This window comes from Streptomyces sp. NPDC005898 (assembly GCF_040629635.1).
In the GTDB taxonomy this organism is placed as follows: Bacteria; Actinomycetota; Actinomycetes; order Streptomycetales; family Streptomycetaceae; genus Streptomyces.
This window is the reverse complement of record NZ_JBEXWC010000022.1, coordinates 1-15,360: the sequence shown is the minus strand read 5'-3', so window position 1 is coordinate 15,360 and position 15,360 is coordinate 1. Positions and strand designations below refer to the sequence as shown.

At 74.7% G+C, this 15,360-nt stretch carries 9 protein-coding genes; 2 read left to right on the top strand and 7 right to left on the bottom strand.

Translation table 11 applies throughout. From position 1 onward, the window contains the following. Nucleotides 1–19: 19 nt before the first annotated feature. The 6 genes from ABZ385_RS25430 to ABZ385_RS25405 form a co-directional block, all read right to left on the bottom strand. On the bottom strand, nt 20–6,316 hold the full coding sequence (locus ABZ385_RS25430) for an amino acid adenylation domain-containing protein (protein WP_358913327.1): 6,297 nt from the start codon (nt 6,314–6,316) through the stop codon (nt 20–22). A gap of 177 nt (nt 6,317–6,493) precedes the next feature. Continuing rightward, a complete protein-coding gene (locus tag ABZ385_RS25425) occupies nt 6,494–8,863 on the bottom strand; it encodes a lantibiotic dehydratase (protein ID WP_358913325.1) in 2,370 nt (789 codons plus the stop codon). 10 nt (nt 8,864–8,873) lie between these two features. Next, a complete protein-coding gene (locus ABZ385_RS25420) occupies nt 8,874–9,134 on the bottom strand; it encodes an acyl carrier protein (protein ID WP_358589981.1) in 261 nt (86 codons plus the stop codon). Continuing rightward, nucleotides 9,131–10,102 (bottom strand): pyridoxal-phosphate dependent enzyme, encoded by a 972-nt coding sequence (locus tag ABZ385_RS25415; protein WP_358913323.1) that lies wholly within the window; start codon nt 10,100–10,102, stop codon nt 9,131–9,133. The genes ABZ385_RS25420 and ABZ385_RS25415 overlap by 4 nt, the downstream gene beginning before the upstream one ends. Beyond that, complete coding sequence (locus ABZ385_RS25410) at nt 10,099–11,601, bottom strand: amino acid adenylation domain-containing protein (RefSeq protein WP_358913321.1); 1,503 nt, start codon at nt 11,599–11,601, stop codon at nt 10,099–10,101. Before ABZ385_RS25410 ends, ABZ385_RS25415 begins: the two co-directional genes overlap by 4 nt. Then, on the bottom strand, nt 11,601–13,928 hold the full coding sequence (locus ABZ385_RS25405) for a lantibiotic dehydratase (protein WP_358913319.1): 2,328 nt from the start codon (nt 13,926–13,928) through the stop codon (nt 11,601–11,603). The genes ABZ385_RS25410 and ABZ385_RS25405 overlap by 1 nt, the downstream gene beginning before the upstream one ends. A gap of 215 nt (nt 13,929–14,143) precedes the next feature. Here ABZ385_RS25405 and ABZ385_RS25400 point away from each other — a divergent pair, with 215 nt between their 5' ends. Both ABZ385_RS25400 and ABZ385_RS25395 read left to right on the top strand, forming a co-directional pair. Further along, nucleotides 14,144–14,362 carry an MbtH family NRPS accessory protein gene (locus ABZ385_RS25400; protein WP_358589972.1) on the top strand — a complete coding sequence of 73 codons (219 nt, stop codon included), beginning with the start codon at nt 14,144–14,146 and terminating at the stop codon, nt 14,360–14,362. 376 nt (nt 14,363–14,738) lie between these two features. After that, entirely contained in the window at nt 14,739–15,212 is a 474-nt protein-coding gene (locus ABZ385_RS25395; protein WP_358700683.1) for an MSMEG_6728 family protein, read from the top strand. Between the two features lie 9 nt (nt 15,213–15,221). Here ABZ385_RS25395 and ABZ385_RS25390 read toward each other — a convergent pair. After that, the coding region (locus ABZ385_RS25390) for a sigma factor-like helix-turn-helix DNA-binding protein (protein WP_358913424.1) at nt 15,222–15,360 on the bottom strand (139 nt) is incomplete at its 5' end.

Here is a 15,360-nt window from a genome sequence, read left to right as displayed (position 1 = left end):
AATGCGGTCCTATCTCGTCTCAGAAGTCAGCCGTCAGGGACAGGTCGATCTCGTCATCGCTCATTGCGGCGATCTCCTCGAACAATCGGCGCTCCACCAGTGCGGCGAGCAGCTCGACCGTCGGGTGTTCGAACAGGTCGCGGACCTGGACCGGGCAGTCGAACGCGGCGCGGAGCCGGGAGGCCACCGCGACGGCGCGCAGGGAGTGCCCGCCGAGGGCGAAGAAGTCCTCGCACACCCCGACCCCGGGCAGGTCGAGGACCTCGGCCCAGATCTGGGCCGTCACCTCTTCGGTGGGGGTCCTCGGGGCCACGGACGCGGTCGGCGGGGGCAGTTCGGGGTCGGGCAGCGCCGTGGTGTCGGTCTTGCCCTGCACGGTCAGGGGCAGGGCGTCCAGGACCACGAAGGCGGCCGGGACCATGTAGCCGGGCAGCCGGTCACGGCACCACGCGGCCAGCTCCTCGGGGTTCAGGCCCGGCCCGGCGACGTAGCCCACCAGGGCACGGTCGCCGCGGAGTTCGCGGACCAGGACGGCGGCGCCGCGCACGCCCCCGTGCTGTTCGAGGACGGCCTCGATCTCGCCGGGCTCGATGCGGAACCCGCGGATCTTGACCTGCTGGTCGGTCCGGCCGAGGAACTCCAGCTCCCCGTCGGCGCGTCGGCGCACCAGGTCCCCGGTGCGGTAGAGCCGGCCGCCCGTGCCGCCGTACGGATCGGGCACGAACCGCTCGGCGGTCAGTGCGCTCCGGCCGAGGTAGCCCCGGGCCAGTTCCGCTCCCCCGACCAGGAGTTCGCCCGGTACGCCGACCGGCACCGGCTCGTCGTGCGCGTCCACGACGTACAGCCGCCGCCCGCCCCAGGCCCGGCCGATCGGCACCCGGCCCTCGACCGGCCCGGTGACCCGGTGGGAGGTGGCCGAGATGACGGACTCGGTGGGCCCGTAGGTGTTCTCGACGGGCACGTCCGGCAGGTGGGCGAACCAGGCCGCCAGGGGCGCCGAGGGGAGTGCCTCCCCGCCGGTCACCACCAGGCGCAGGCTCTTGAGGTCCCCGGCCACCGTGTCGAGGCGGGCGGCGATCTCCTCCCAGTACGAGGGGGTGACCTCCATGACGGTCACGCCCCGCGCCCGCACCTGCTCGGCGAGTTCCTCCACCGTCCACACCTCGTCCGGACGGACCACCACCGCGGCCCCCGCGCCGAGGGCGGGCAGGATCTGTTCGAGGGAGGCGTCGAAGGAGTGGGAGGCGAAGTTCAGCACGCGGTCCTCGGCCGTGAGCGCGAACCGCTCGCGGGCGGCCAGCGCGTGCGCGGCCAGCGCGTGGTGCTCCACCCCGACCGCCTTGGGCAGGCCGGTCGAGCCGGAGGTGAAGATGACGTAGGCCAGCGCGCGGGGATCGGCCGCGCGGCGCGGTCCGTCCGGGTCGGGCCGCACGTCCTCCACCCGCAGGACCGGCCGGCCCAGGGCTACGGCCAGGGAGGCGGTCGGGCCGTCCGTCACGACGTACCGCACCCCGGCCTGCTCCACCATGAACCGCAGCCGTTCCTCGGGCAGGTGCGGATCCAGCGGTACGTACACCCCGCCCGCCCGCCAGATCGCGGCCATCGCCGCGACCGACCAGGTGCCGCGCCGCAGGCACACCCCCACCGGGGTCTGCACCGCGGCTCCCGCCGCGGCCAGCGCGCCGGCCAGTCCGCCGGTCAGGGCGTCCAGTTCGGCGTAGCGCACGGTCCGCTCCCCGCAGACCAGGGCCACCGCGTCGGCCTCGCCCCGCACCGTGAACGGCGGCGCCTGCGCCACCGTCGCAGTGGTTCCGGGCACCCCGGTGAGCTGTGCGCGCTCGGCGGACGAGAGGAGTTCCAGGCGCGCCACGGGGCGTCCCGGGTCCGCCGCGGCCGAGGCCAGGACCCGGCCCACGTGCCCGGCGAACCGCGTCACCGTCCCGGGATCGAAGAGGTCGCTCGCGTACTCGACGTTCAGCGCGAACCGGTCCGGGTAGAGCAGGAAGGTGACCGTCAGGTCGAACTTCGCCGAGCGCCACGGCAGGACGAAGTGCTCCACTTCCAGTCCTTCGACCCGCGGACCGCCCGTCGCGCTCTCCTGTACGTCGAACATCACCTGGAAGAGCGGATTGCGCGACGGGTCGCGCTCCGGGCGCAGCTGCTCCACCAGCCGTTCGAAGGGCACCTCCTGGTGGTCGAAGGCGCCGAGCACCGATTCGCGGACCTGGCCCAGGAACTCCTCGAAGGTGGGCTCGCCCGTCAGGTCCGCCCGCAGCACGACCGTGTTCACCAGCAGTCCCACCAGCCGTTCCAGCTCCGCCTGGCCGCGCCCCGCCACCGGGGTTCCCACCGCCAGGTCCCGCTGCCCCGACCAGCGGGACAGCACGATCTGGGTCACCGCGAGCAGCACCATGAACCGGCTCACCCCGAACCGGCGGGTCAGCTCGCCCAGCCCGGCCGCCAGCTCCGCCGGCAGGTCCACCTCCACCGCGCCGCCGCGGCCCGACCAGCCCGCCGGACGCGGCCGGTCCGTCGCCAGTTCCAGTGCGGGCAGCCCGGCGAGGTTCCGCTCCCAGTAGTCCAGCTGCCGGTCCAGCACCTCCCCGGTCAGCCGGTCGCGCTGCCAGACCGCGTAGTCGCCGTACTGCACCGGCACCGGCGCCAGCGCCGACGGCTCTCCGGCGAGCCGGGCCCGGTAGGCGGCCGACAGCTCGCCGATGATGATGTCCTTGGACCAGCCGTCGGTGGCCGCGTGGTGGAAGGAGAGGACCGAGACGTGGTCCTCGGGCCCCAGCTCCCACACCCCGGCCCGTACCAGCGGTGGACGCTCCAGGTCGAAGCGGCGCGTGGCGAAGGCGAAGGCCAGGTCACGGACCTCCCCGAGCCGGGCCAACTCCTCGCCCGGCGGGGCCTGGTGCCACTCCAGGGGTACGCCGATCCCCTCCACCACCCGCTGCACGGGCCGCCCGTCCAGCTCGGACAGCGCGGTGCGCAAGGCCTCGTGCCGCGCGACCACCTCGTCCAGGGCGCCCTGCCAGGCCGCCCGGTCCAGGCCGCCGCGCATCCGCCAGGAGAACCACAGCACGTACGTGTCGCCCGCGTCCGACATCCGGTCCAGGAACCACATGCGCTCCTGGGCGAAGGACTGCGGCAACGGCCCGGAGCGGTCCACCGGGACCACCGCGCTCGCACCGGCCTGCCGGGCCGCCGCCACCAGCGGTGCGAAGGCGCGGATGCCGGGGTTCTCGAACAGGGTGCGCAGCTCCACCTCGCGGCCGAGCCGTTCGGCGATCCGCGAGACCGCCATCGTGGCCAGCAGCGAGTGGCCGCCCAGGTCGAAGAACCCGTCGTCGATGCCGACCCGGTCCACGCCCAGCACCTCGGCCCAGATCTCGGCGACGACCCGTTCGGTCTCGTTGCGCGGGGCGATGAACTCGGTCCCGCCCAGCGCGCGTTCGCGGTCCGGGCGGACGGCGGGCAGCGCGGCCCGGTCGAACTTTCCGGACGCGTTCACGGGGAGCGCGTCCAGGGTCACGAAGTCGGCCGGCACCGCGTGGTGCGGCAGCCGCTCCGCGCAGAAGGCGCGCAGCACCGCCGCGGGAACGGGGCCGTCGGCGGCCACCACGTAGCCCGCGAGGGTGGTGCCGCCCTGGGCGTCCTCCCCGGTGGCCACCGCGGCGGCCACCACTCCGGGGCACTGGAGCAGGACGGACTCGACCTCGCCGAGTTCGATGCGGAATCCGCGGATCTTGACCTGGTCGTCGGTCCGTCCCAGGAACTCCAGCTCCCCGCCGGGCAGTCGGCGTACCAGGTCACCGGTGCGGTAGAGGCGGCCGCCGTCCGGGCCGAACGGGTCGGGGACGAACGTCCGCGCGGTCAGGGCCGGCCGGCCGAGGTAGCCGCGGGCCAGTTCCGGGCCGCCGATCAGCAGCTCGCCCGGGACCCCCTCGGGGACCTGCTCGTCCCGCTCGTCCACGACGTACGCCCGGCGCCCGCCCAGCGGGCGGCCGATCGGCACCCGGGCAGCGCCCGCGCCGTCGTCGGCGGGGGCCTCGGCCGTGATGTCGTGGACCGTCGCGGTCACGGTGGTCTCGGTCGGTCCGTAGGCGTTGACCACCCGCACCCAGGGGACCCGGGACCGCCAGGCCGCCAGCGCCCCCGCCGGCACGGACTCGCCCCCGAGGATCAGCAGGCGCAGCCGGGCCAGCGCGGTGGCGTCGGCATCGGTCAGGGAGAAGGCCAGCTCGGCCCAGTACGTCGGCGGCAGGTTCAGCACGGTGATCGCGTACCGCTCGACGAGCCCGGGCACCCGGCCGGGCAGCCACTGCTCGTCGGGCCGCACGACCAGGCTCGCCCCGCAGCCCAGTGCCGTCAGCAGCTGGTCGAAGGAGGCGTCGAAGGAGAAGGAGGAGAAGGCGAGCACCCGGTCGTCCGCGGTGATCCCGAACTCGGCGCGCGCCGCCGCCACATGGGCGGCCATCGCGCCGTGCTCCACGCCGACCGCCTTGGGGCGGCCGGTGGAACCCGAGGTGAAGATGACGTACGCGAGTTCCCGCGGGTCCGGGGTGTGCCGCGGCGCACCGCTCTGCGCACCCGAACCGGGCCGTACGCTCTCCACGGCCAGCACGGGCCTGTCGAGCGCCTCCGCCGTCCCGCGCGTTTCGGCATCGGTCAGCACGCACCCGACCCCCGCCTCCGCGGCCATGAACCGCAGGCGCTCCAGCGGGAGTCCGCGGTCCATCGGGACGAACACCCCGCCCGCCCGCCAGATCGCGGCCATCGCCGCCACGGACGGGATCCCGCGCCGCATGCACACGCCCACCGGGGTACCGGGGCGCACCCCGGACCCGGCCAGCGCCGCGGCGAGGTCACCGGTCAGTGTGTCCAGCGCCCCGTAGGTCAGGGACTCCTCCCCGCACACCAGGGCCACGGAATCCGGGGTGCCGGACACGGTGAAGGGCGCCGCCGGACCATCCGACGCGGTGGCGCCGGCCCCCGGGCCGCCCGCCAGCGCGGCCAGGCGCCGGGCCTCCGAGCCGGGCAGCGGCTCCAGCTCCCGGGCGAGCGCGGCCACCGAGGCCCCGGGCGAGGCCACCACCGCGCGCAGCAGGGCGACGTAACCGGCGGCGAACTGCTCCATCGTCGCGTCGTCGAAGAGGGTGGTGGAGTACTGGAGCAGGGCCGCGATGTCGCCGTTGGCGCGCAGGCTCAGGTCGAGGAACACGTCGAGCCCGGTGCCGCCGAGCGGAGTGGGGACGAGCGCCACGTCCAGGTCCGCCAGCCGGGCCTCGGCGGGTGCGTTGTTCAGCAGGGTGAAGGAGGCCTGGGCGAGCGGGTGCCGGGACAGGTCGCGCTCGCTGACCACCTCGCCGACCACCCGGTCGAAGGGGGCCTCGGCGTGCGAGAAGTCCTTGAGGGCCCCCGTCCGCACCCGGGCCAGCAGCTCCCCGAACGCCGGGTCGCCGGACAGGTCGGTGCGCAGCACGATGGTGTTGACGAAGGGGCCGATCAGCGCGTCCACACCGGGCCGTCCCCGGTCTGCGAGGGTGGTGCACACGGCGATGTCGTGGCGGCCCGAGTAGCGGCCCAGCAGTGCCTGGTAGACGCCGAGCAGCAGCATGTAGCGGGTGGCCCGGTGCTCCCGGGCGACCCGGTCGACCTCGGCGACCAGCGCGGCCGGCAGCTCGAAGCGGACCACGTCCCCCGAGCCGTCCCAGAAGGCGGGCCGGGGCCGGTCGGCGGGCAGCGCCAGCGGGGTCACCCCGGCCAGCCGCTCGCGCCAGTACCCGAGCAGCCGCTCCATGCGCGGGCCGCTGAGCCGCTCCGCCTCGGCGGCGGCCACGTCGGTGTACTGGAGTTCGGGGGCGGCGACCGCTTCCCCGCGGTAGCCGGCGTCCAGTTCGCGCAGCAGCACGGCCCAGGACCAGCCGTCGACCGCGATGTGGTGGACCACGACGAGAAGCAGGTGCTCCTCGGGGCCGAGCCGGGCGAGGCAGGCGCGCAGCGGGTGCTGCGTGGCCAGGTCCAGGGGCCGGGACAGCTCCCGCGCGAAGACCTCGGCGGCGTCGGCCGCCTCCGCCCGCTCCAGGGTGACCGGGCCGGCCGGGTCCACCCGGGGCACGGGCTCCCCGTCCACCGCGGTGAAGCGGGTGCGCAGCACCTCGTGCCGCGCGACGATCCCCGTCAGGGCGCGTTCCAGGGCCGGGACGTCGAGGGCGCCCCGAATCCTGAGCGCCAGGGGAAGCAGGGAGTCGGTGGACCCTCGGGTGAGCTGGTCGAGGAACCACAGCCTGCGCTGCGCGAATGATGCCTTCACTGCGGGCCTCCAAGCGGTGTTTTCCTCAACACTGCTGTCTGAGCAGGCCTGTCAGTAGGGAAGAAGACGCAGCCGCGCGCGCAGCAGCCGGGGGTAGAACGCGCAACGGCGGCCCCGCCCGGGCACGTCGACCGTGCCGGGCGTGCCGCCGTGGGCCACGCCGCTTTTACGAGATGCCTATCCCTCGTCCACCGCCACGAAGCGCAGCTCGGAGGTGTAGACGGAGCCCTGGTCGTCGGTGAGCCAGGCCTCTTCCGGACTGGGCAGCATCTCCGTGAACACGGCGCGTCCGTCCGGGGCGTTGCGGGCCATCCTGCGCAGCGCCTTGGCCAGGATGGTGAGGTACACCGGGCTGTCGAAGTCCACGTAGAACGGACGGGTCTCGCTCGGCAGGACCACGAACACGAACCGCGGCAGCCCGTGCCGCTCGCGCCAGCGCCGGGCCCGCACGAACCGGCGGGCCTCGTCCTTCTCATCCGCGAAGTCGATCTTCTCCCGCGGCAGCCGCCAGGTCTCCCTGGCCACCACCAGCCGGTCCACGGAGACCCGCGGGGAGTGCTCCGCGTCGTCCGGCAGGATCTGGAACAGGTCCATCGCGAGCGTCGTCAGGACGTGCGCGAACACGTCCACCGCCGCGAACCGCGCGCCGTCCGGCAGGGTGACCCACAGCTCCCCGTCGTCCTCCCGGCCGACCACCACGTCGGCGCTGAGGACCGTGCGCGGCCGGGCCGGGTCGGCGGTGAAGTCGACCAGCGCCACGTGGTAGTCCTCCGGCCGCACCAGGGCGTGCCGGGTACGGACGGACAGTCGTGAGCGGTGCTCCTTGGGCAGCAGCGGCATCAGTCGGGGCCCCGGGTGGTCGCGGTCGGTGAGCGCCGTCAGCTCCGCCGGGTCGGGGTGCTGGTGGACGAAGAGCGAGGAGCCCAGCGTGTTGGCCGCCAGGTGCAGTTCACCCAGTACGAGTGCGAAGTCGCCGCGCGCCACCGCGTCCGCCCCGGTAGCGGCGATCATGATGTCGGGGCTGAGGTAGCGGGCGGCCGTCCAGCCACCGCGCACCCCGGTGGCGCGCGCGCCCCCGCCCTCCCCGAAGTCCGCGCCGAAGCGCTCGGCCACCGGCCCCTCGATGTCCGCCAGCGACACCTGGACCCGCCGGGCGTCCGGCGGCGGTGACAGGATCGCGGCCCAGCGCGACCGGAACTCCCTTTGCAGCGCCTCCGTTTCGGTGCGCGCCGCCCCGTGCAGGATCGGCATGCAGGCGAACCAGAACGCGGCCAGGTCCACCGGCCCCCGCGCGGCGAGCCGTTCGTACACCTCGCTCGCCCTGGCCATGACCGCGGCGGCCAGCCGCGCGGTGAGCCAGCCGGCGCTGGTGAGCAGCGGCGCCAGCGGGGCGAGCGCCTCGTGCACGACCGCACCCAGCCGGGCACTCGCCGAGCGCCGGCAGTCGGAGTACACCAGAGCCCGACACGGCGCCGTACCGGCCGCCTTCTCGCGGACGGCCGCGGTCTCGGTCAGGGCGACGAACTCGCCCTCCAGCGCGGTCATCGCCTCGACCAGGGCGTCGGGGCCCTCGGCCGCCGCCACGAGGTCACGGCCCCGCTCCAGCACGTCCAGGGCGGCCACGGCGCGCCCGCGCACCACGGGGTCCCCGATCCGTTCCAGCCAGCCCCGCAGGTAGCGCTCGGGCCGGGCGTCGGCGGGCACCTCCAGCTTCCAGACCACCCACCGGCGGGCCACCAGGGCCGTCAGCTCGGCCGGCACGTCCGTCCCGGGCAGCGCCTGCGCGATCTCCCGCGCGGTCCGCACCCCGTCGCACAGGGCCAGTACGGCCGCGGCCGCCGCCCCCGCGGGCTGCGGCGGGCGGCCCGGCACCAGCACCTCGGCGCCGTCGCCGGCCCCGCTCCCGTCGTCCCGGTCGCTCCCTACGTCCCGGAGGCGGACGAAGGGCACCCGCCGGGGGGCCAGCCAGTCCCGCAGCCGCGGATCGGCCGTGATCGTCTCGGCGAGGGCGTCGATGGCCCAGCTGGCGAAGTACACCTGCGAGGCGGCGACCAGCCCGGTGCCCGGATCGACGGCGACGCCCCGCGGGCCGTCGGCGCCCAGGTCCCAGCGACCCCAGCCGACGGGTCCGAAGAACCCGATGGTGTCGTTCTTGACGCAGAACCGCTGCCAGTAGTGGGCGACGAGCTCCTCACGCTGGCGGGGCATGCTGGTGCGGCCCGCCGCGCTCGGCGTCCACTTCAGGAACGGCGCGATCCCGGAGGACAGCACCGGCCGGTTCTGCCAGGCCACGGCCTCCCGGAAGGCGGGCAGCCGGGCGATGTCCTGGAGCGCGTGCGCGTTCGCCACGGCCGCTTCGGCGAACACCTCCTTGAACTCGGCCCAGCGCTCCCCGGAGAGCTGCTCGCCCTCCGCGAACTTGTCGGCCGCCGCGGCCAGTCCGGAGGGGGCCAGCCGCAGCACGCCCTCGGCCGGGAAGCCCGGCCCGCGCAGCGCGAATTGCTCCCACAGCCGCCAGCGGCCGCCCGGCAGATGGTTCTCGCTCATGGTCTGCCCCTCATGCCCGGACGAGGTCGGCGTCGACGACGGACGCGAGGTCGGCGGGCGAGGGGTAGGCGAAGACCAGCGCGACCGGCACCTCGACCCCCAGGGCCTCCTCGATCCGCGCGGTGATCTGGAAGGCGGTCAGCGAGTCCCCGCCCCACTCGTAGAAGTCGCTGTCCTCGTGCAGGTCCTCGCCCAAGGTGTCGCGGTAGATGCCGAGCACCAGATCCGTCAGTCCGGCGGCGGTCGGGGTCGGGTTCAGGGACGTGGTCATGAGATCTCCTCCAGAAGCGGTTCGGTGGCCGCGGCGGCGGTGAGCGCCGCGGTGGAGTTGCCGCCCGACACGATGGCGACGGCGCGGCCGGTGCCCCGGCCCGCGCGCAGCGCCCCGGCCAGGGCGACGGCCCCGGTGGGCTCGGCCTCGATCCCGAGCCGCCGCAGGAAGGCCGCGGCGGCCAGGATCTCGGCATCGGACACGGCGATCAGGTCGTCGACCCGGTCCCGGACGAGCGGGAAGGTCACCGTCCCCGGCTGCTGGGCGCGCAGCCCGTCGGCGACGGTGTCGCTCGGCGGCAGCCGGACCGGGCGGCCCGCCGCCAGCGAACGGGCGTACCGGGGTGTCGCGGCGGGCTCGACGCCCACCACCCTGACCCGGTGGCCGTGGGCGGCCAGGCAGACCCCGGCCAGCAGCCCGCCCCCGCCGGTCGGCACGTAGAGCGTTTCGACGTCGGGCACTTCGGCCAGGACCTCCGCCCCGACCGTGCCCTGCCCGGCGACCACGAGTTCGTGGTCCGAGGAGGGCACGAGGACCGCGCCCGTCTCCCCGGCCAGTTCCCGGGCCCGGCGGTCCCGCTCGGCCACCCCGCCCGGCACGGACACGATCCGCCCGCCCAGCGCCCGGATCAGCGCGGCCTTGGCCGCACTGGCCCCGGCCGCCATGACCACGGTGACCTGCACCCCGAGCGGGGCGGCCAGCCGGGCCAGCGCGATGCCGTGGTTCCCGGAGGAGCCGGTGACGATCCGGTCCGCGCCCAGGGCCAGGACCGCGTTGGCGGCCCCGCGCACCTTGAACGAGCCGCCGTGCTGGAGGTGTTCGGCCTTCAGCAGCAGCGAGCAGTCCGGCAGCAGCCGCCCCGGCGAGGCCAGACCGGGCAGCAGCGGGGTGCGCCGTACGTACCCCGCCAGCCGTTCGGCGGCCCGGGCGACGTCGGCCGGGCCCAGCGTGTCGATGGTGACGTTCATGATCGGGTGCCTCCGCTTTCGGCCAGGGCGCGCCGGTCGGCCTTGCCCCCGCGGGTGGTGGGCAGCGCGTCGAGCCGGACGAACCGGCGCGGCATCAGGTGCGGCGGCAGGGTGGTCAGCAGGTGGGCCCGCAGCGCCGAGTCCGGAACACCGCTGTCGCCGGTGAGGTGGGCGGTCAGGAACACCCGCCCCTGGGCGTCGGCCGCGGAGGTGACCACCGCGCCCGTCACCGCGGGGTGGGCCAGCAGCGCGCCCTCCACCTCCGCCGGGTCGACGCGGTAGCCCCTGATCTTGACCTGCCGGTCCCCGCGGCCCACGTAGCTCAGGCCCCCGGGCCCGCGCCGGGCCAGGTCCCTGGTCCGGTACAGCCGGGCGCCGGGCGGCCCGAGCGGGTCGGGCACGAAACGCTCGGCGGTCCGGCCCGGCAGCCCCCGGTACCCCCGGGCCACGCCGATCCCGCCGATGTACACCTCCCCGACGGTCCCGTCGGGGACCTCCGCCAGGCCCTCGTCCAGCAGCCGCACGACGACCCCGTCGATCGGGGTCCCGATCAGGTCGGCCGCCGGGTCCGGTGCGGCGGGGACGGCGTAGCGGGTCGAGGTCATCGTGCACTCGGTCGGGCCGTACTGGTTGACCAACGCGCCCGGCACCAGCGCCCGGCCGCCCGCGGCGAGGAACGGCCGCAGCGACTCCCCGCTGGAGACCACCAGCCGCAGCCCCGCCAGCAGCGCGGCCGCGCCCGGCCGGCCCGCCAGGAACGAGAGGAAGGACGGCGTCACGCTCAGCAGCGTGTTGACCCCCTCGGTGCGCACCACCTCCCCGAACTCCTCCGGCCGCAGCAGCGCCGAGCGCGGCACGACGACCAGGCGCCCGCCCGCCAGCAGCGGGGCGAAGGTGTCGCGCACGGAGGCGTCGTAACCCGGCGGCGCGACCTGGAGGCCGACCGTGTCCGGCCCGAGACCGTAGTCGCGGACGACGAAACGCAGGTATGAATCGAGACCCCTGTGCTCGACCAGCACCGCGCTCGGCTCCCCGGTGGTCCCCGAGGTGTGACTGACGTACGCGAGTCCACGCCCGTCCGGCGCCCCGGCCGGGGGGCCACCCGTCCCGACGGCGCCGGGCCGGTCCAGCAGCACCCGCGGACCCTCGATGGGCAGGTCCAGGCGTGCCGACAGCTCCGAGGAGGTCAGCAGCATCGAGGCGCCGCCACTGCGCGCCAGCGCCGCCAGCCGCGGCGCGGGCTGCTCCGGATCCAGGCCCAGGAACGCGGCGCCGGACCGCAGTACGGCCGCCACCGCGACCACGGCGTCCACCCCGCGCTCCACGGCCACCGCGCACACCACCTCGGGACGCGCGCCCCGGGCCCGCAGCACTGCGGCGAGCGCGTCGATCCGGGCGGCCAGTTCCTCGTACGTCAGCTCGCCGGCCGGGGTGGTGAGCGCCACCCGGCCGGGGTGGCGGGCCGCGTGCGCCGCGATGTCGTCGACGAAGGTCCGCATCACGCGTCCCCGTCCCCGGCGGGGCGTACGGCGGTCTGGTCGACGGCGACGAAGCGCAGCTCGGAGGTGAAGGAGTTGCCCTCGTCGTCCGTCAGCCAGGCCTGTTCCGGCGTCGGCAGCATCTCGCTGACCTTCAGCCGCGCCTTCGGGTCCTTGCGGGCCAGCCTGCGCGCCGCCTTGGCCAGGATGGTCAGGTACACCGGGCTCTCGAAGTCGACGTAGAAGGGGCGGGGTTCGGTGGGAGAGACCACGAACACGAAGCGCGGCAGGTCGTGTTCCCGCTGCCAGTGCCGGGCCCGTACGTACCGCCTGGCCTCCGACTTCTCGTCGGCGAAGGCCAGTTCGGCCGCCGTGAAGGACCAGGTCTCGCGGGCCACGATCATCTTGTCGATGCTGATCCGGGGGGTGTGGCCGCCCTCGGGGCGGAGGGTGAAGCGGTCCATGACCCGCTGGGTCAGGGTGTTCGCGTAGACGTCGAGCAGCGGGAAGGCGGCCCCGTCCGGCAGCACCGCCGTCAGGGTCCCCTCCCGGTCCTCCACGGCGACGTCCGCACCGAGGAAGGTGCGCGGCCGGTGCGGGTCGCCCGTGTCGTCGACCAGCGAGACGTAGTAGTCCTGCGGCCGGTCCAGGGAGGGCCTGCTGCGCGTGGACCACTTCAGCGGCAGCTCCTTGGGGAGCATCGGCAGCAGCCTGGGCCCGGGGAAGTCCCGGGTCGTCTCGGCGATCAACTGGTCCCGGTCGGGGTGCTGGTGGACGAAGAGCGAGGCGCCCATGGTGTTGAGCGCGCTGTGCATCTCGCCGAGCACCAGCGCGAAGTCGCCGCGGGACACCGCCGCCGCGTCCTCGGCGAGGACCAGCACGTCGGGGCTGAAGTAGCGGGCCAGGGACCAGCCCGCGCCCGGCTCCTCGAACTCCGCCCGCACCCGCTCGGCGATGTCCGCCGAGGAGACGCGTACGCTGCGCGCGCCCTTTGGCACCTCCAGGATGCGGGCCCACTTCGCCCGCAGCTCGGCCTGGATGACGTCCAGATCGGCGCTCGCCTGCGGGTACGGCGACGGCAGGCAGGCCAGCCACATCGCGCCCAGGTCCACCGGGCCGTCGGCGCGCAGGCGTTCGTACACCTCGCGCAGCCGCGCTCCGGCCCGCTCGGTGAACCGGTTGGTCATCCAGCGGGCCGAGGCCAGGCACTGGGCCAGCGGGGTCAGTTCGTCGAGCAGCGCGGTGCCCAGCGTGGCCGTCGCCGAGCGACGGCAGTCCGAGTACACCAGGCCGCGGCAGGGCGCGGTCCGGGCGCCCTTGGCGCGCTGGCCGTCGGTATCGGTGAGCCGCGCGAAGTCGGCCTCCAGCGCGCCCATCGCCTCGCCCAGCGCGTCGGCGTCCAGGCCGGCCGCCTGCACCGCGTCCCGTCCGCGCTCCAGCACCGCGAGGCGCTCCAGCGCGGACTCCCGCAACCCGGCGTCGCCGACGCGCTTCAGGATGGCCCGCAGCTCCCGCTCGGGGTAGGTGCTGCTCGGCACCTCCAGGCGCCAGTGCACCCACCGCTTCGACTGGAGCCACGCGACGGTGTCGGCGGCCTCCGCCTCGGTGATCCCGGCGGCCGCGGCGATCGCGGCGAGCGGCCGGGTGCCGTCACACAGGTCCAGCACGGCCCGCGCCGCGTCGGTGATGGGCTGCGGCGGCCGCCCGGGCAGCCGTACCGTCCGGCCCTCGGCGCGGACGAAGGACACCCGGCGCGGCGGTATCCACGCCTTCATGGCCGGGTCGGCGCCCAGGGTCCTTGCGAGTGCGTCGATGGCCCAACTGGCGAAGTACACGCGGGATTCGTCGAGCAGACCTTCGCCGGGATCGACGGTGATGCCCTCGCTCGCGAGGTCCCAGCGGCCCCAGCCGACGGGCCCGAAGAACCCGATGGTGTCGTTCTTGACGCAGAACCGCTGCCAGTAGTGGGCGACGAGTTCCTCGCGCTGGCGGGGCATGCTGGTGCGGCCCGCGGCGGTCGGCGTCCAGTTCAGGAACGGTGCGATGCCCGTGCGCAGCACGGTCCGGTTCTGCCAGGCCACCGCGGCGCGGAAGCGCGGGGCGGCGGCGATCTCCTGCAGCAGTCCGGCGGTGCGCACGGCGTCGGTGTCGAAGGTCTCGGTGAAGGCATCCCACTCGGGGCCGGCCAGCAGGTCGTGCGGGCCGAACTTGTCGGCGGCCACGGCCAGGCCGGGGGGCGCCATGCGCAGCACCCCTTCGGCGGGGAAACCGGGCCCGCGCAGGGCGAAATGCTCCCACAGGCGCCACCCACCGGTGGGCAGGTGCACGTGGTCCGGGTGGTCCGTCATGGCGGAGCTCCTTCCAGGCGGTACTGACTCCGCGCCGGGTACCGTCTGGGGGGTCACCCTGGCTCCCTGAACACTGCCGGTGCGCGGCCGGCGGCAGTAGGGAAGGACGGGCAGCGCGGGGCGCCGCGGCTTCTGCGCGTTTGTCTCTATGGCGGCCGCCGGCCTCGGGGCAGGCTGGGCACGTCGAGGCGATCGAACGCGGGAGGGCCCAAGCGATGAGTGCCAGCGGTGAGAGCGGCTACCAGGTCGTGTGCAATGAGGAAGAGCAGTACTCCGTGTGGCGGCTCGATCGGGAGCTGCCGGGCGGCTGGCGGGCGGAAGGCACGTCCGGGACGAAGCAGGAGTGCCTGGACCACATCGACGTGATCTGGACGGACATGCGGCCGCTCAGCCTGCGCCGTCGGATGGCCGAGGCGGCGGGAGCCTCCGCCTGAGAGGCCTCGCACGGGAACGTGAAGAAGGCGCCTGACCGGGCCAATTGCCCGGGCAGGCGCCTTCTCGTGTCCCGTGAGGGGACTGGTCCTCGACCCCCTGGAAGAGCTGCCCGGCAGTCACGGCGGGCACCGTTGCGGTACTAGGGCGTGTTTCGAAAGTAGCGTCGTCCGCCCGCAGGGCGGGCCTGGCGACGTCTGGTGCGTGCGATCGCAAGGCGGAGGGTCGCCCCGATACTGGTGGTATCGGGGCGATCCCGACAACGCGGCGAGCGTGCGTGCCAGGCGCCGCCAGGCAGACGGGACTTTCGAAACATGCCCTAGGCCACCCGGTCGGGTCACCGTATGCGCGAGCCCCCGCCGCGGTAGGCATGCGGGGGTGCAGACCTTTCTTCCGTACTCCGACTTCACGCGCTCCGCCGCCGTCCTGGACCGGGCCCGTCTGGGCAAGCAGCGGGTCGAGGCCCTCCAGGTGCTGCGCGGGCTGACCGTGCCCGGCTACGGCTGGCGCCACCACCCAGCGGTCCGGATGTGGCTCGGGTACGAGGAGGCCCTGGTCCGCTACGGCCTGGACGTGTGCGCGGTGTGGGTGGCCGAGGGCCGCGCCGACACCTGTGCCGCCACGCTCCGCACGGACTTCGCCCGGCACCGCCCGGAGGCCACCACCGTACGCACGCAGAAGCAGCTCGCCGATGCCGGCGAGCTGCCTGACTGGTTGGGGGACCCCGCCTTCCACCGAAGCCATCGCTCGGCACTGGTGCGCAAGGCCCCGGAGTTCTACTCCGTGCTCTTCCCCGGTGTCCCCGACGACCTGCCGTACGTGTGGCCGGCCTCCGACCGGGGGCCCGCCTAGGGCGGTATGTCAGTCGGTGGTCAGGCCGGTGCGGAGCTTGGCGACGATCCGGGTGATGAGCCGGGAGACGTGCATCTGCGAGCAGCCGAGGATCTCGCCGATCTGTGCCTGCGTCCTCTCCTCGACGAAGCGCATGTGGATGACCTGG

What these genes read in the sequence shown, in the direction of transcription:
- ABZ385_RS25415 (WP_358913323.1), bottom strand. Translation starts at nt 10,102, where the DNA reads ATGAACGTCACCATCGACACGCTGGGCCCGGCCGACGTCGCCCGGGCC.
- ABZ385_RS25420 (WP_358589981.1), bottom strand. Translation starts at nt 9,134, where the DNA reads ATGACCACGTCCCTGAACCCGACCCCGACCGCCGCCGGACTGACGGAT.
- ABZ385_RS25400 (WP_358589972.1), top strand. Translation starts at nt 14,144, where the DNA reads ATGAGTGCCAGCGGTGAGAGCGGCTACCAGGTCGTGTGCAATGAGGAA.
- ABZ385_RS25425 (WP_358913325.1), bottom strand. Translation starts at nt 8,863, where the DNA reads ATGAGCGAGAACCATCTGCCGGGCGGCCGCTGGCGGCTGTGGGAGCAA.
- ABZ385_RS25410 (WP_358913321.1), bottom strand. Translation starts at nt 11,601, where the DNA reads ATGCGGACCTTCGTCGACGACATCGCGGCGCACGCGGCCCGCCACCCC.
- ABZ385_RS25405 (WP_358913319.1), bottom strand. Translation starts at nt 13,928, where the DNA reads ATGACGGACCACCCGGACCACGTGCACCTGCCCACCGGTGGGTGGCGC.